Below are 15,867 nucleotides of genomic sequence, written 5' to 3'. Positions count from 1 at the left end.
GCCAGAATTCACCAACCGGCGCGGCCACCTATCGGCCATCAAAATTGACGCCGACCGGACTCCGTAATCGTCGCGCTACATTCATGCCCCGATCCCACAATTCCAGATGGCCGCCATATTCCTCGGGCCAGTCGTCGTTGAGGTAGATCAGCAGGTTCAGCCGCCGCTCCACCTTCATCCGGCCGTGGATGTTGAAATCGGCATGGACGGAAAGATGCCCGCCGGCATGGATCTCATGCAGGCCGGCGCCCGAATAATAAGGATCGGGTATCAGCCCCTTGATGCCGGATATCCCCTCGATGAAGCGCAGGAAGGCATCGCTGTTCAGCTCGGCCAGCAGGTTGCGGATCAGCGCGCTTTCGATCGACTTGGGATGGAACTGGTATTTCAGCCGTTCCTGCGCGCGATTGAAATAGTCGCGTCCCTCGGTGGACGGGAATTGGGCGACGATCCGCCGCAGCAGATCCGCATCCAGGAAATCGTCGATCACCGCATGGGGAAAGGGATCGGCCGCGGCATAGTCCGCCGCCAGCGCCTCGCCGGCGGCGCGGCATTCCTCGGGATCGAAATGCAGATAGCCCTGGACGTCGCGAACATTCAGCAAAGGCATCGGCTTTCTCGCTACTCAGCAGGATCAGCCTCGATCGAGGCGGGCCGGGGCTTGTCCGGCGGTGCGGATGGTGCACCGCACACCGATCCTACGATCCGCCAGCCCAGCGTCAACCCTCGCAGCTGTCGCCCACATGCCGGCCGGACGAACGCGCCACCATCGTCATGCCCTTGCTGCCGGGGCCGCCCTGGCTCGTCATCCGCACGGTCATGTCGTAGGAATCGGCCGCATACGTGCCCGACATCTCCATCCGCAGCGGCTCGCCTTGCCCTTCGCGCGCGCCGCAGACGACCACGGCGTCGATTTTCCCGCCGGCCATGTCGAATTTTTCCGACGTGCAGTTTCCATTTTTCACGTCGGGATGTGCGAAGAAATCGGCGGGCGGGCGCTCCGCCTGCTCGGGCGTCACGCAATTGTGGAACTCGGTCTTCCGGCCGATGCCGTTCTTCAGCAGCGCCGGGTCCACCCCCGGCATCTCCATCGATATCAGCTCGGACGTGCCGTTCCAGGCGCCGGCCTTCAGCTTCACGGTTCCGCCGGACGGTGCCGTAGCCGTGGCGGCAGGCGCGGTTCCGGCGGTTTCGTTGCCGGTTCCGCTCTTGCCGCAGGCGGCGGTGGCAAGCAGCGCCGGCACCAGCAGATAGGCGATTTTCATCCGGGCCCCCTTTGCGAATGCCCGCCTGATTGCGAACAGGTTGGCAACATCCCATATTCGCACCCGATGGCAATCCAGATTCGCACCAGCCTTGCCGAGCCGGAAACCGGCGAAGGCTTCGTCCCCCACCGGCCCGAGCGGCCGCCCAAGGCGGAAGGCGGCAAGCCGTTCAAGCTCGTTTCGGACTACCAGCCCGCGGGCGACCAGCCGGCCGCGATCGCGGAGCTGGTGGAGCAGGCGAGGGCGGGCGAGCGCGATCAGGTGCTGCTGGGCGTCACCGGATCGGGCAAGACCTTCACCATGGCCAAGGTGGTGGAGGCGCTGCAGCGCCCGGCCCTGGTGCTGGCGCCCAACAAGATCCTGGCCGCGCAATTATATGGCGAATTCAAGAGCTTCTTCCCGGACAACGCGGTCGAGTTCTTCGTCAGCTATTACGACTATTACCAGCCCGAAGCCTATGTGCCGCGCACCGACACCTACATAGAGAAGGAATCGTCGATCAACGAGGCGATCGACCGGATGCGCCATTCGGCCACCCGATCGCTGCTGGAGCGCGACGACGTGCTGATCGTCGCCTCGGTCTCCTGCCTCTACGGCATCGGATCGGTCGAAACCTATTCGGCGATGATCTTCGACCTGAAGAAGGGCCAGACGGTCGACCAGCGGGAGATCATCCGCAAGCTGGTGGCGCTGCAATATAAGCGCAACGACCAGGCCTTCACCCGCGGCACCTTCCGCGTGCGCGGCGACAATCTGGAAATCTTCCCCTCGCACTATGAGGATTCGGCCTGGCGCATCGCCTTCTTCGGCGACGAGATCGAGGAGATCGTCGAGTTTGATCCGCTGACCGGCAAGAAGGCGGCCTCGCTCGATCATATCCGCGTCTATGCCAACAGCCATTATGTGACGCCGGGGCCGACCCTGAAGCAGGCGAGCGAGGCGATCCGGCATGAGCTGGCCGAGCGGCTGAAGGAGCTGCAGGCCGAGGGCAAGCTGCTGGAGGCCCAGCGGCTGGAGCAGCGCACCAATTTCGATCTGGAGATGATCGCCGCGACGGGAAGCTGCGCCGGCATCGAGAATTACAGCCGCTTCCTCACCGGGCGCCTGCCGGGCGAGCCGCCGCCCACTTTGTTCGAATATCTGCCGGAGAACGCGCTGCTGTTCGTCGATGAAAGCCACCAGACGGTGCCGCAGGTCGGCGGCATGGCGCGCGGCGACCATCGGCGGAAGATCACGCTGGCCGAATATGGCTTCCGCCTGCCGAGCTGCATCGACAACCGGCCGCTGCGCTTCAACGAATGGGATGCGATGCGCCCGCAGACGGTATCGGTCTCGGCGACGCCGGGTTCGTGGGAGATGGAGCAGACCGGCGGCGTCTTCGTCGAGCAGGTGATCCGCCCGACCGGGCTGATCGATCCGCCGGTGGAGGTGCGCCCGGTCGAGGACCAGGTCGACGATCTCGTCCGCGAATGCCGGGCGGTGGCGGCGCAGGGCTATCGCGCGCTGGTGACGACGCTGACCAAGCGGATGGCCGAGGACCTCACCGAATATCTGCACGAGGCGGGGCTCAAGGTCCGCTACATGCATTCCGACGTCGAGACGCTGGAGCGTATCGAGCTGATCCGCGATCTCCGCCTGGGCGTCTATGACGTGCTGGTCGGCATCAACCTGCTGCGCGAGGGGCTCGACATCCCCGAATGCGGACTGGTGGCGATCCTCGATGCGGACAAGGAAGGTTTCCTGCGGTCCGAAACCTCGCTGATCCAGACGATCGGCCGCGCCGCCCGCAATGCCGACGGCAAGGTGATCCTCTATGCCGATCGCATCACCGGATCGATGGAACGCGCCATGGCGGAAACCCAGCGCCGCCGCGAAAAGCAGATGGCCTACAACACCGCCCATGGCATCACGCCGGAAAGCGTGAAGCGCGCGGTCGCCGATATCGTCGGCCATCTCGCGTCCAAGGACCAGGTGACGGTCGATACCGGCATCGAGGAACGGCCGCACATGGTCGGCCACAATCTGCGCGCCTATATCGAGGAGCTGGAAGGCCGCATGCGCAAGGCGGCCGCCGATCTCGAGTTCGAGGAAGCGGGCCGGCTGCGCGACGAGATTCGCCGGCTGGAGCAGCAGGAGCTGGGCCTGCCGGTCGAGGAACATCGCGCCCCGCTCAGGGAACATGCCTCCAGCGGCCGGCCCGGCACCCGCACCACCCGTTACGGCAAGGCCAAGGCAGCACGGTCCGCCCGGCGGGGGCGCTAGGCCCTCCGTTCCGCCCGCCCTCGGATCGGCCCGCCGCCGGAATCGCACCTGCCGTCTCCACGCCGTTGCGCTGGGGCCACAGTTTCCGGGCGAAAACCATGATCTTGCAACAGGATGACACCGCGCCGCGTTGTGCGGGGCGAGGGCTTGGGGGCGAGTCCTCGGCGCGCGGATGACCGTCGCGTCTCCTTGGCAGCAAGGATCATGAGTATGCGCAAAATGTTGATGATCGCCTCCGCCGCCGCCCTGTTGGCGCCGGCTGCGGCATATGCCCAGGATGGCAGCTCCCTGCCGCTGGGCATGGAACCCTATATCGGCCTGATGGCGGGCTATCATGATTTCGACAGCGACAATCGCGGCCCGCTTACCCGCAACTGCAACGGCGCGTCGGGCTGCGTGGACGGCGCGGTGATCGAGGCGGTCGGCGGCGTCAACGTGCCGGTCGGGCCGGTCTTCGTCGGCGTCGAGGGCAATTGGGCGCGCGGCTTCAGCGGCATAGACTGGGAATATGGCGTCTATGGTCGCTTCGGCGCCCGCGCCGGCAAGAGCGGGCTGATCTATGTGAAGGGCGGCCGCCAGTGGATCGATCCCGACGGCCCCGGCAACAAGGATGACGACTGGTCCTACGGCATGGGCGTCGAGGTCGGGCCGCAGGATATCGGCCTTGGCGGCCTCACCCGCGCCAGCGGCGTCCGCCTGCGGCTGGAAGCCAGCACCTATGATTTCCAGAGCATCCGGCCGACCGCCGGCATCATCTACCACTTCTGATCTCGTGGCAGGCCCGGTTGCCGCCGGGCCTGCCCTTCCGGGCCGAAGGGAACCGCCGGGCGTCTCCGCGCTTTCTACCCGCATGCGCCGTAAGGGAGCGTGCCATGGACTGGAGGACGGTCCTTATCCTGGGATTCGTGCCGCTCGGCCTTTCCGCCGAAGCGGTGGCCGCGCCGGAAAGGCCGGCGGCCGGCCGGCATGGGGCGATGCCGGTGCTGCTTGCCGATGCCTGGAAATCGCCGGTCGAAAGGCAGAGCCCGGCCGATATGGCGCGGGATCGCTGGCTGCTGGGCGAACCGCTGCGCATCGCGGCGCCCGATCCGCCGGCCATCCGCTGGCGGCTGCGGGGGGCCGGCGTCAAACTGAAGATGCCGGTCGACCTGCCCTGATCCGCCGCACGGCGGTTCAGTTCGCCCGGATCATCGGCTAGGCTGGATCGCGATCCATTCCAGGCTGATGAGGACCGGCAGTGACGAGAGCCCCACTTCCCCGGCGGGGCGCGAACTCCGCATTGCGCGATTTCCTGCGGTCCGAGGCGTCCGGCGGCATCCTGCTGATCGCCGCCGCGATCCTGGCGATGATCGTCGCCAACAGCCCGCTGGCCGAATCCTATTTCCACCTGCTCCATCACCGGACCGGGCCGGTGCTCAGCGACAAGCTGGGGCCGATGACGGTGCATCTGTGGATCAACGACGCGCTGATGGCGCTGTTCTTCATGCTGGTGGGGCTGGAGATAAAGCGCGAGTTTCTCGACGGCCATCTTTCCACCTGGAAGAATCGCGGCCTGCCGATCGTCGCGGCCGCCGGCGGCATGATCGCGCCGGCCATCGTCTATCTCGCCGTCACCGGCGCGGCGCCGGCACTGGTCCGGGGATGGGCGATCCCTTCGGCCACCGACATCGCCTTCGCCATCGGCGTGCTGGCGCTGCTCGGCAGCCGCGCGCCGACATCGCTCAAGCTGTTCCTCACCACCGTGGCGATCGTCGACGACATGGGGGCCGTGGTGATCATCGCCGTCGCCTATACCGCCAGCATCGGGGGAGCAGCGCTGCTGGCCGCCGCCATGCTGTGGGCGGCGATGTTCGTCCTCAACCGGTTGAAGGTGATGCGGCTTTGGCCCTATCTGCTGCTGGCGGCCGCCTTGTGGTTCGCGGTGCTGTCGTCGGGGGTGCATGCGACGATCGCCGGCGTGCTGGCGGCGATGGCGATTCCGCTGCGCGTCACGCCGGCCGCGCCCGATGCCGATGATTCGCCGCTGCACCGGCTGGAACACGGCCTCCATCCCTGGGTCGCCTACGCCATCGTCCCCTTGTTCGGCTTCGCCAATGCCGGCGTTTCGCTCAAGGGGGTGGGGGCCGAGCAGCTTTTCGCGCCGTTGCCGCTCGGCATCGCGCTCGGCCTGTTCCTCGGCAAGCAGGCCGGCATCTTCGCCAGCATCCGGCTGGCGGTGGCGCTGCGAATCGGCGATCGCCCGGCCGGGGCGACCTGGCTCCAGGTCTATGGGGTGTCGCTGCTCTGCGGCATCGGCTTCACGATGAGCCTGTTCATCGGCGGCCTCGCCTTCGCCGATCCGCTGCTGATGGACGAGGTGAAGATCGGCGTTCTCGGCGGCTCGCTGCTGTCGGCGCTGGCCGGCTTCACGCTGCTGCGCCTCGCGCCCGCAAAAGGAAAAAATTAAGCATCCATCGCTACCTCCGTTCGTTCTTCCCCCTGGGAATCGGATGGACGATCGTGCGTATACTGGCGGTGATTCACGAACAGCGGGCGGAAGACTCGCGCAACGACACGCGGCGTCCGGTCGATATCAATGCCAGCCTGCGCATGGCCGGCGCGCGCGGCATCGGCTGCGTGCTCTCCAATATCTCGCTCGCCGGCTTCATGGCGCGCAGCTATGCGCGGGTCGAGCCGGGCCGGCCGATCTGGCTGCGCGTGCCGGGCTTTCCGGCGCTGGCCGCGCGCGTGATCTGGTCCGACGACCAGCGGCTCGGCTGCCAGTTCGAAACGCCGCTCTCGCCCGAAATGCTGGTGCGGATCGTGGCCGAGGCGCCCAATCTCCACTGATTCCGGCTCCGGTGGCCGGGACCGGACAGCAAAAGGGCGGCCGTCGCGGGCCGCCCTTCACATTTTAACGAGGCCGAAGGCTCAGAGCTTGTCGGTCAGTTCCGGCACGACCTTGAACAGGTCGCCGACCAGGCCGATGTCCGCCACCTGGAAGATGGGGGCGTCCTCGTCCTTGTTGATGGCGATGATGGTCTTGGAATCCTTCATGCCGGCGAGGTGCTGGATCGCGCCCGAGATGCCGACCGCGATATAGACTTCCGGGGCGACGATCTTGCCGGTCTGGCCGACCTGATAGTCGTTGGGCACATAGCCCGCGTCCACCGCCGCGCGGCTCGCGCCCACGGCCGCGCCCAGCTTGTCGGCGAGCGGCTCGATGATCGTGTGGAAATTCTCGCTGTTCTGCAGCGCGCGGCCGCCCGAGACGATGATCTTGGCCGACGTCAGCTCCGGCCGCTCGGACTTGGAGATTTCCGCACCGACGAAGCTCGACAGCCCCGAATCGCCCTTGCCGGCCACCGCTTCCACGGCTGCCGATCCGCCCTCGCGCGCCGCCTTCTCGAAGGCGGTGCCGCGCACCGTGATCACCTTCTTGGCATCCGACGACTGCACCTTGGCGATCGCGTTGCCGGCATAGATCGGCCGGGTGAACGTATCGGCCGATTCCACCGACAGGATGTCGGAGATCTGCATCACGTCCAGCAGGGCGGCGACGCGCGGCGCGATATTCTTGCCGTTCGACGTGGCGGGCGCCACGAACGCATCGTAATTCGCCATCAGGTCCACGACCAGCGGCGCCACATTTTCCGGCAGGGCATGGGCATAGGCCGCGTCGTCCGCCAGCAGCACCTTGGAAACGCCGGCGATCTTGGCGGCGGCATCGGCCGCGGCCTGCGCGCCCGAACCCGCGACCAGCGCGTGGACCTCGCCCAGCTTGCCCGCCGCGGTGACGGCGGCGAGCGTCGCATCCTTCACGGACGCATTGTCATGTTCGACCAGAACCAGAACGGTCATGCCGCAACTCCCAGCGCCTTGAGCTTGGCGACAAGCTCGTCAACATCCGCAACCTTCACGCCCGCCGTCCGCTTGGGCGGCTCGGAGACGTTGAGGGTCTTGAGGCGCGGGCTGGTGTCCACGCCGTAATCGGCCGGGGTCTTCTGCGCGAGCGGCTTGGACTTGGCCTTCATGATGTTCGGCAGCGAGGCGTAGCGCGGCTCGTTCAGGCGGAGATCGGTGGTGACGATCGCCGGGGCCTTGAGGCTCACGGTCTCGAGGCCGCCGTCCACCTCGCGGGTCACCTTCACGCTGTCGCCTTCGACGGTGACGGCGCTGGCGAAGGTGCCCTGCGGCCGGCCGGTCAGCGCCGCCAGCATCTGGCCGGTCTGGTTGGAATCGTCGTCGATCGCCTGCTTGCCCAGGATCACCAGGCCGGGCTGTTCCTCGTCGACGATCGCCTTCAGGATCTTGGCGACCGCCAGCGGCTCCACCTCGCCCTCGGCCACCACCAGGATCGCGCGATCCGCGCCCATCGCCAGCGCCGTGCGCAGGGTCTCCTGCGCCTTCGCCTCGCCGATCGAAACCGCGACGATCTCGGTCGCCACGCCCTTTTCCTTCAGGCGGATGGCTTCCTCGACCGCGATCTCGTCGAACGGGTTCATCGACATCTTGACGTTGGCCAGATCGACGCCGGTCCCGTCCATCTTCACCCGCGGCTTCACATTATAATCGATCACCCGCTTCACGGGCACCAATAGCTTCATGAGCTGTCTCCTTGAGCCTTCCGATCTTCCCTGGGGAGGAGCGATCAGGCGGCCTTCTTCACCTGCGCCACGATCTTCTTGGCGGCGTCGCCCAGATCGTCGGCGGCCACGATCGGCAGGCCGCTATTGGCGAGGATGTCCTTGCCCTGCTGGACGTTGGTGCCTTCGAGGCGGACGACCAGCGGAACCGAAAGATTCACTTCCTTGGCGGCCGCGACGATGCCCTCGGCGATGATGTCGCAGCGCATGATGCCGCCGAAGATGTTGACGAGGATGCCTTCCACCGCCGGATCGCTGAGGATCAGCTTGAAGGCTTCCGTCACCTTCTCCTTGCTGGCGCCGCCGCCCACGTCGAGGAAGTTGGCCGGGAAGGCGCCATTGAGCTTGATGATGTCCATCGTCGCCATGGCGAGGCCGGCGCCGTTGACCATGCAGCCGATATTGCCGTCCAGCTTGATGTAGGCGAGGTCATACTTCGACGCTTCGACCTCGGCGGGATCCTCCTCGGTCTCGTCGCGCAGCGCCAGGATATCCGGATGGCGGAAGAGGGCGTTCGAATCGAAGCTCACCTTGGCGTCGAGCACCAGCAGCTTGCCGTCGGTCGTCTCGATCAGCGGGTTGATCTCGAGCATCGCCATGTCGGTGGCGGTGAACGCCTCGTAGAGCTGGCCGGCGAGCTTCACGGCCTGCTTGTTGAGATCGCCCTTCAGCTGAAGCGCGAAGGCCACGGCGCGGCCATGGTGGGGCTGGAAGCCTTCGGCCGGGTCGATGGTGATGGTGCGGATCTTCTCGGGCGTGCTGTGCGCCACTTCCTCGATGTCCATGCCGCCTTCGGTGGAGACGATCATGGCGATCCGGCCGGTCTTACGATCGACCAGCATGGAGAGGTAATATTCCTTGGCGATGTCCGCGCCGTCGGTGATGTAGAGGCGGTTCACCTGCTTGCCGGCTTCGCCCGTCTGGATGGTGACGAGGGTGTTGCCCAGCATGTCGGCCGCATTCGCGCGCACTTCGTCCAGGGTCTTGGAAAGGCGCACGCCGCCCTTGGCGTCGGCCGGCAGTTCCTTGAACTTGCCCTTGCCGCGGCCGCCCGCGTGGATCTGGGCCTTCACCACATAAAGCGGTCCGGGGAGCTTGCCGGCGGCGGCGACCGCTTCGTCGACCGTCAGGGCGGCGTGCCCCGCGGGAATCGCGACGCCGAACTTCGCCAGCAGTTCCTTGGCCTGATATTCGTGGATGTTCATGACGCTCCCAGCCTGCTCCGGTTCAAAATCCGCCGGGCTAAAGCATGAAAGTGTCGCGAATGAAAGCCCGCACGCGCGGCATCCGGCGCAAAGATGGGCCGGTCAGCCGGCTATGGCGCAGCCTATGCCTGCCCGGCTGACCACGGCGAATATCTCCGGGTCCTTCAATGCGCGCAGGTGGTGGAGGAACTGGTCGATGGTCATCGATCCGATATCGCGATCGGGCATCTTCGCCAGCGACTGCAAGCGTTTGAGCTGGGTTATCGAAAGCCTGTCGACCATGCGTTCCGCCATGCAGCCGGCGATCGGCGGGGCGATCCCGGCGTCGATCAGCGATGCCCGCACCCGGGCCTCGGGCGAGGTGGAGGCACAGCCGGCAAGCGCGAGCGCGCCGGCGATCACGGGGAAATATGTCTTCATGGCCATGCTTATTTTGTCCGAACCGATGAATCGGAGCTGAGCGGGAATCAGCCGGCGAGCAGCCGGGTGACATGGCCCATCTTGCGCCCGGGGCGCGGCGCCCCCTTGCCGTAGAGATGGAGATGGGCGGTCGGATCGGCGAGAATTGCGGGCCAGTCGTCCGCTTCGGCGCCGATCAGGTTGCGCATTTCGACTCGCGGCGCGGCGAGCGCGGTGGAGCCGAGCGGCAGGCCGCAGATCGCGCGGACATGGTTTTCGAACTGGCAGGTCACCGCCCCCTCGATCGTCCAGTGGCCGCTATTGTGGACGCGGGGCGCCATCTCGTTGAACACCGGCCCGCCGGCGGTGGCGAAATATTCCACCGCGAGCACGCCGACATAATCCAGCGCCTCGGCGACTCGCCGGGTCATCGCCACGGCTTCCTCCACCTGCGCCTGCACCAGCGGCCCGGCGGGCACGGTGGAAAGGGCGAGGATGCCGTTTTCGTGGACATTGTCCGGTGCGTCCCAGGTGGCGAAGGCGCCATCGATGCCGCGCACGGCGATGATCGAGAATTCCCGGTCGAAGCGGACGAATCCCTCCAGCACCGCCGGCCGGCTGCCGATCGCCGCCCAGGCGGCCTCGGCATCGGCGGGGGAGGCGATGCGCGCCTGGCCCTTGCCGTCATAGCCGAAGCGGCGCGTCTTGAGGATCGCGGGCGCGCCGAGATCGGCGATCGCGGCGCGCAAGCCCTCCAGATCGTCCACCGCGCGATAGGGCGCTGGCCGCAGGTTGAGCCCGGCGACGAAATCCTTCTCGGCCAGCCGGTCCTGCGCCACTTCCAGCGCGATCGGATTGGGGTGGAGGCGCGATGCCAGCAGCTTCACCGGCGCCACGGGCACATTCTCGAACTCGTAGGTCAGGACGTCGACGGTGGCGGCGAAGGCGGCCAGCGCATCGGCATCCTCATAGGCGCCCTGCGTCCAGCTTGCCGAAACGTCGGCAGCCGGCCCGCTCGCCTCGGGCGCGTAGATATGGCAGCGATAGCCGAGTCGCGCCGCCGCCAGGGCCAGCATGCGGCCCAGCTGGCCGCCGCCGATGATGCCGATGCGCGAACCGGGGGGAACGATCATCCTCAGCCCTTACTCCGGCGTTTCGGCGACGTCGGCGGTCTGCCGCGCGCGCCAGGCGTCCAGCCGGGCGGCCAGCGCCTCGTCGGTGGTGGCGAGGATCGCGGCGGCGAGCAGGGCGGCGTTGACCGCGCCGGCCCGGCCGATGGCCAGCGTGCCCACCGGGATGCCCGCCGGCATCTGGACGATGGAAAGCAGGCTGTCCATGCCGCTCAGCGCCTTGGATTCCACGGGCACGCCCAGCACGGGCAGGCGCGTCATCGATGCGGCCATGCCCGGCAGGTGGGCGGCGCCGCCGGCACCCGCGATCACCACGCGCAGGCCGCGCCCGGCGGCGGACTTCGCATATTCATAAAGCCGCTCGGGCGTGCGGTGCGCGGAAACGACCTTGCATTCGTGCGCGATGCCGAGCGCGTCGAGCGTCTCGGCGGCATGGCGCATCGTCTCCCAGTCGGAGCGGGAGCCCATGATGATCCCGATCAGCGGCCCGGCATCGGCCATTCTCGTTCCCCCGGCAAAGCGCGGTCCTTAATGCGGGACGGCGCGGCGCGCTAGATGCAACTGGGTCTGCGGCCCGCCGGCGCCGGCGGGCGCCACCTCAGCGTTCGGACAGATAGTAACGGTCCTTCGCGGAAAGATCATCGGCAAGCTCGTAGACGATCGGCTGCCCGGTCGGGATCTCCAGCTCGGTGATCTCATCGTCCGGGATGTGCGACAGATGCTTCACCAGCGCGCGCAGCGAATTGCCGTGCGCGGAGATCACGACCCGCTGGCCGGACCGCAGCGCGGGCGCGATCCGCTGTTCCCAATAAGGCAGCACGCGGGCGATCGTGTCCTTCAGGCTTTCGGTATTGGGAATGGCGATGCCGGCATAGCGGCGATCGCCGGAAAGATCCCATTCGCTGCCGGCTTCCAGCGGCGGCGGCGGCACATCGAACGAGCGGCGCCAGATCTTCACCTGCGCATCGCCATGCTTGGCGGCGGTCTCCGCCTTGTTGAGGCCGGTCAGCCCGCCATAATGGCGCTCGTTCAGCCGCCAGTCCTTCTCCACCGGCAGCCACAGCCGGCCCATCGCCTCCAGGGCGATGTTCAGCGTCTTGATCGCGCGGGTCTGCAGGCTGGTGAAGGCGATGTCGAAATCCAGGCCCTTGGCGGCCATCAGCTCGCCGGCGGCCTTGGCCTCGGCGATTCCCTGCTCGGTCAGCGTCACGTCCCACCAGCCGGTGAAGCGGTTTTCGAGGTTCCAGGCGGACTGGCCGTGGCGGATCAGGACGAGCGTGGGCATGGCGGCTCCCGGATTTTGACGATTCGGGCCGCTAACTAGCGGCTCGTGCGGCGGGCGCAACGTGTCTCGGCACGATTGCCGTCGGGGCGGGCGCACTTTCCGGGCCGTCGGCGCCGAACGGCCCGCCCGGTGCGCCCTTCCGCGCCACGGGAGATTCCACCTGCTTCGAAAAGGCTCTAGGAACGCGGACGAACCCGCCCTGCCGGAGGAAGGCCCATGACGATCCAGACCCGACCCGTCGAGCATGACGGCCCTGGCGGCCCATTCGAAGGCGTCTATATATGGGATGATGCCGTTTCCGGCCCGCGCCCCGGCGTGCTGGTCTTCCCCAATGTGATGGGGCTCAAGGCGTTCGATATCGAATGCGGCAAGGCGCTGGCGGCGCAAGGCTATGTCGCTTTCGCCGCTGACGTCTATGGCAAGGGCAGGCGGCCGGCGGACCGGGAATCCGCCTTCGCGCTGATGCAGGAAGCCGGCGGCGACCGGAAGATATTGCAGGGTCGCCTGCTCGCGTCGCTGGCGGCGATCCGCGCCCAGCCGGAAACCGACGCCGCGCGCGTCGCCGCGATTGGCTTCTGCTTCGGCGGCAAGTGCGTGCTCGATCTCGCCCGCTCGGGCGCGGACGTGGACGGGGTGGCGAGCTTCCACGGCGTCTATGATCCGCCGCCCTTCGCCAATGCCGATCCGATCCGCGCCCGGCTGATCGTGTTCCACGGCTGGGACGACCCGCTCTGCCCGCCGGAGGCGACCGTCGCGCTCGCGCGGGAGCTGACGGCCGCCGGGGCCGACTGGCAGATCCATGCCTATGGCCACACCGGCCATGCCTTCACCTCGCCCGAGGCGAGCGGTCCCGGCCTTGCCTACCAGCCCGATGCCGATCGCCGCTCCTGGCAGGCGTTCGGCAACTTCCTCGGCGAATTGTGGGGGTAGCGCGGGGCGGGGGGCTCGCCTTATAGCGCCTCCCATGGTTCGCTTTTCGTTCTGTGGAGTCGATCTGGCCGCGCTGCCGCACGGCGCCCTGTTCCTGCCGGGCCGGCGCGCGCTGCTCGTCGCCGATCTCCATCTCGAAAAAGCGAGCTGGTTCGCCGCCGGCGGGCAGATGCTGCCGCCTTATGATTCCATGGCCACCCTCACCGATCTCGATCGCATCGCGCGCGACGTGGATGCGGCGGAGATATGGTGCCTGGGGGACAGCTTCCACGATTCCGCCGGCTGCGACCGGCTGCCTGCGCCGGCCGAGGCGCTGCTCCGCCGGATGGCGGGCGCGATGCGCTGGACCTGGATCACCGGCAATCACGATGCCGGCATGGTCGATCGCTGCGGCGGGGCGGTGACGACGGAAGCCGAGGTGGAGGGCCTGCTGCTCCGCCACGAAGCCGACCCCGCCGATCCCCGGCCGGAGCTGTCGGGCCATTATCACCCGAAGCTGCGCGTTTCGATGCGCGGCCGGCAGGTGGCCCGCCGCTGCTTCGTCGCCAGCGCCACCAAGCTGATCCTGCCGGCCTTCGGCGCGCTCACCGGCGGGCTCGATGCCGGCCATCCCGAAATCCTCCGCGCGGTCGGCGGCCCCGCCCAGGCCTGGGTGCCGCTCGCCGATCGGATGCTCCGCTTCCCGCTCGCGGCCTGAGCGCCACCGGCGCTCAGCGCGCCGCGGTGGGGCGGACGACGATCTCGTTCACATCGACATCGCCGGGCTGCTCGATGGCAAAGGCGATGGCGCGGGCGATCGCATCGGCCGGGATGGCGGTCTCGCGATAGCGTTCGATCATCGCCCGGGTCTCGGCATGGGTAATGGTGCCGGCCAGCTCGGATTCGGTCACGCCCGGCGAAACCACGGTGACGCGGATATCCTGATTTTCCAGCCGCAACCCTTCCGAAAGCGCACGCACCGCATATTTGGTTGCCGAATAGACGGCGCCCGTCTCCATCACCCGGTGGCCGGCGATCGAGGAGATGTTGACGAAATGGCCGCTGCCCTGGGCCTTCATCCGCGGCAGGGCGGCGGCGATGCCGTTCAGCACGCCCTTGATGTTTACGTCCACCATCCGGTCCCATTCGTCGACCTTCAGCGCGGCGATCGGCGAAAGCGGCATCAGGCCGGCATTGTTGACGAGCACGTCGACACGGCCGTGCTTCTCCAGGGCGGTGGCGACGAAGGCCTCCATGCTGGCGCGATCGGTGACGTCGAGCTGGCGGTAGCAGGCCGATCCGCCGGCGCAGCGTATCTCGGCGGCGATGGTTTCCAGCCGGTCGATCCGGCGGGCGCCCAGCAGGACATGGGCGCCGCGCGCGGCGAGCAGGCGGGCCGCCGCCTCGCCGATGCCGCTGCTGGCGCCCGTGACGAGTATGACCTTTCCGGCAATGTCGGACATGCTGCTGATCCTTGGAATGGAGCGAGGGGGAGGGCGCGCAACAAGGGCGCCGTTGCAGCTTCAATGCCCCGGCCCGGCCCGCCGGCGGTAGACGGATGCTCCGAACTGATTGCACGATCCTGCGAAGTCGCGGCCCGGCCCTTTTTCCCGGCCTCGCCCGATGGCACTAAGCATGGCGAGGAGAAACGGCATGGAAGCTCTCGATCGGCTCGCCGCCCTGATTGAACGAAACACCGGCACCGATGGCACGCACGTCACGGCGATCCCGCGCCTGTCGCTGGTCCGCTCGTCGCGCCCCACCGAGCCGCTGCACGGGCTGGCGGAACCTTCGCTCTGCATCGTCGCCCAGGGGCGCAAGATGGCGATGCTGGGGGAGGGCATATATGAATATGACCGCGCCAAATATCTGCTGGTCTCGGCCGACCTGCCCGTGGTCGGCCATGTCACCGAGGCGAGCGAGGAACGGCCCTATCTCTGCGTCCGCCTCGCGCTCGATTGCGGGATGCTGTCGGCGATCATGCTGGAAATGGCAGAAGGCGCCCGGCCGCTCTCTCCGGCGACGCCGCCCGGCCTGATGCTGACCCCGGTCACGGCCGAGCTGGTCGATGCGATGGCGCGGCTGGTCGCGCTGCTCGATGCGCCGCGCGATATTGGGATGCTGGCGCCGCTGGCCGAGCGCGAGATACTCTATCGCCTGCTCACGGGCGAGCAGCAGGCGCAGGCGCGCCATATCGCGATCCGCGACGGGCGGCTTGCCCAGATCAACAAGGCGATCGGCTGGATCAGGCGCAACTTCGCCGAAGCCTTCCGGATCGAGGCGGTCGCCGCCGAAGCCGGGATGAGCGCCTCTTCGCTCCACCATCATTTCCGCGCCGTCACCGCGATGAGCCCGCTGCAATATCAGAAGCGCATCCGCCTGCAGGAGGCGCGCCGCCTGATCGTGGCGGAAGGCAAGGATGCGGCGCAGGCGGGCTTTTCGGTCGGCTATGACAGCCCGTCGCAGTTCAGCCGCGAATATGCCCGCCTGTTCGGCGCGCCGCCGCTGCGCGATGCGAGCCGCCTTCGGGCCGATCCCGAATATGGCCTGGTGGCGTGAGTCGGAGGCCGCGAATCCGATAGGGCGTTGATTCGAAGGTGGGAATCTTCCGAAAACCCAGATGGAAAGCGGGTTTTGCAGGATGAGGCCGCCACGGCCGCCGGCAGCCTGATTCGGGATCGCGGGGGATCCTCAAGGCTGGCTTAATCAAATTCCCTTATATTTTTCAGTGAGTTGGGATAATATTGCAATAAAGTTGCTTATGGGGAGTTGACGGTGGGGGGCGGT

Annotated in this window: 18 protein-coding genes; 8 read left to right on the top strand and 10 right to left on the bottom strand. The window is 67.3% G+C overall.

The window, feature by feature from the left end:
* Positions 1–28: 28 nt before the first annotated feature.
* On the bottom strand, positions 29–610 hold the full coding sequence (locus CV103_RS05215) for a 2OG-Fe(II) oxygenase (protein WP_245896655.1): 582 nt from the start codon (positions 608–610) through the stop codon (positions 29–31).
* Between the two features lie 109 nt (positions 611–719).
* Positions 720–1,265: a DUF3617 domain-containing protein gene (locus CV103_RS05210; RefSeq protein WP_070931585.1), complete on the bottom strand. Its 546-nt coding sequence runs from the start codon at positions 1,263–1,265 to the stop codon at positions 720–722.
* A 66-nt stretch (positions 1,266–1,331) separates the two neighbouring features.
* Here CV103_RS05210 and uvrB point away from each other — a divergent pair, with 66 nt between their 5' ends.
* From uvrB to CV103_RS05185, 5 genes are all read left to right on the top strand, one after another.
* Entirely contained in the window at positions 1,332–3,527 is a 2,196-nt protein-coding gene (gene uvrB, locus CV103_RS05205; RefSeq protein ID WP_015458735.1) for an excinuclease ABC subunit UvrB, read from the top strand.
* A gap of 210 nt (positions 3,528–3,737) precedes the next feature.
* The gene (locus tag CV103_RS05200) at positions 3,738–4,295 is read left to right on the top strand and encodes an outer membrane beta-barrel protein (protein ID WP_015458734.1); all 558 of its coding nucleotides are present in this window, start codon (positions 3,738–3,740) and stop codon (positions 4,293–4,295) included.
* A 104-nt stretch (positions 4,296–4,399) separates the two neighbouring features.
* On the top strand, positions 4,400–4,684 hold the full coding sequence (locus CV103_RS05195; protein ID WP_107394191.1) for a hypothetical protein: 285 nt from the start codon (positions 4,400–4,402) through the stop codon (positions 4,682–4,684).
* 122 nt (positions 4,685–4,806) lie between these two features.
* Entirely contained in the window at positions 4,807–5,973 is a 1,167-nt protein-coding gene (nhaA, locus tag CV103_RS05190; RefSeq protein WP_015458732.1) for a Na+/H+ antiporter NhaA, read from the top strand.
* Positions 5,974–6,026: 53 nt separating this feature from the next.
* Positions 6,027–6,356, top strand: coding sequence for a PilZ domain-containing protein (locus CV103_RS05185; RefSeq protein ID WP_015458731.1), 330 nt, complete (start codon positions 6,027–6,029; stop codon positions 6,354–6,356).
* Positions 6,357–6,437: 81 nt separating this feature from the next.
* Here the strand turns inward: CV103_RS05185 and CV103_RS05180 are convergent, their stop codons facing one another.
* The 7 genes from CV103_RS05180 to gpmA all read right to left on the bottom strand — a co-directional run bounded on the left by CV103_RS05180 (position 6,438) and on the right by gpmA (position 12,171).
* Complete coding sequence (locus CV103_RS05180) at positions 6,438–7,367, bottom strand: electron transfer flavoprotein subunit alpha/FixB family protein (RefSeq protein ID WP_015458730.1); 930 nt, start codon at positions 7,365–7,367, stop codon at positions 6,438–6,440.
* Positions 7,364–8,113: an electron transfer flavoprotein subunit beta/FixA family protein gene (locus CV103_RS05175; RefSeq protein ID WP_015458729.1), complete on the bottom strand. Its 750-nt coding sequence runs from the start codon at positions 8,111–8,113 to the stop codon at positions 7,364–7,366. Before CV103_RS05175 ends, CV103_RS05180 begins: the two co-directional genes overlap by 4 nt.
* Before the next feature lie 44 nt (positions 8,114–8,157).
* Positions 8,158–9,357, bottom strand: coding sequence for an ADP-forming succinate--CoA ligase subunit beta (gene sucC, locus CV103_RS05170; RefSeq protein WP_015458728.1), 1,200 nt, complete (start codon positions 9,355–9,357; stop codon positions 8,158–8,160).
* Between the two features lie 102 nt (positions 9,358–9,459).
* Complete coding sequence (locus tag CV103_RS05165; RefSeq protein WP_041865321.1) at positions 9,460–9,777, bottom strand: hypothetical protein; 318 nt, start codon at positions 9,775–9,777, stop codon at positions 9,460–9,462.
* A 47-nt stretch (positions 9,778–9,824) separates the two neighbouring features.
* Positions 9,825–10,889 carry a 5-(carboxyamino)imidazole ribonucleotide synthase gene (locus CV103_RS05160; RefSeq protein WP_107394188.1) on the bottom strand — a complete coding sequence of 355 codons (1,065 nt, stop codon included), beginning with the start codon at positions 10,887–10,889 and terminating at the stop codon, positions 9,825–9,827.
* Between the two features lie 9 nt (positions 10,890–10,898).
* Positions 10,899–11,387: a 5-(carboxyamino)imidazole ribonucleotide mutase gene (purE, locus tag CV103_RS05155; protein WP_107394187.1), complete on the bottom strand. Its 489-nt coding sequence runs from the start codon at positions 11,385–11,387 to the stop codon at positions 10,899–10,901.
* A gap of 97 nt (positions 11,388–11,484) precedes the next feature.
* Complete coding sequence (gpmA, locus tag CV103_RS05150) at positions 11,485–12,171, bottom strand: 2,3-diphosphoglycerate-dependent phosphoglycerate mutase (protein ID WP_107394186.1); 687 nt, start codon at positions 12,169–12,171, stop codon at positions 11,485–11,487.
* Between the two features lie 216 nt (positions 12,172–12,387).
* On the opposite strand from gpmA, the gene CV103_RS05145 reads away from it, so the two are divergent.
* Together CV103_RS05145 and pdeM are read left to right on the top strand one after the other, a co-directional pair.
* Complete coding sequence (locus CV103_RS05145; RefSeq protein WP_107394185.1) at positions 12,388–13,101, top strand: dienelactone hydrolase family protein; 714 nt, start codon at positions 12,388–12,390, stop codon at positions 13,099–13,101.
* A gap of 34 nt (positions 13,102–13,135) precedes the next feature.
* Positions 13,136–13,798: a ligase-associated DNA damage response endonuclease PdeM gene (gene pdeM, locus CV103_RS05140; protein WP_107394184.1), complete on the top strand. Its 663-nt coding sequence runs from the start codon at positions 13,136–13,138 to the stop codon at positions 13,796–13,798.
* Positions 13,799–13,811: 13 nt separating this feature from the next.
* Here the strand turns inward: pdeM and CV103_RS05135 are convergent, their stop codons facing one another.
* A complete protein-coding gene (locus CV103_RS05135; RefSeq protein ID WP_070931568.1) occupies positions 13,812–14,543 on the bottom strand; it encodes an SDR family oxidoreductase in 732 nt (243 codons plus the stop codon).
* Between the two features lie 190 nt (positions 14,544–14,733).
* On the opposite strand from CV103_RS05135, the gene CV103_RS05130 reads away from it, so the two are divergent.
* Positions 14,734–15,639: an AraC family transcriptional regulator gene (locus CV103_RS05130; protein WP_015458720.1), complete on the top strand. Its 906-nt coding sequence runs from the start codon at positions 14,734–14,736 to the stop codon at positions 15,637–15,639.
* The last annotated feature ends 228 nt before the right edge of the window (positions 15,640–15,867 follow it).

The sequence above is a fragment of the Edaphosphingomonas fennica genome (assembly GCF_003034225.1).
Lineage (GTDB): Bacteria > Pseudomonadota > Alphaproteobacteria > Sphingomonadales > Sphingomonadaceae > Sphingomonas_E > Sphingomonas_E fennica.
This window is presented reverse-complemented; position numbering and strand designations above follow the sequence as displayed.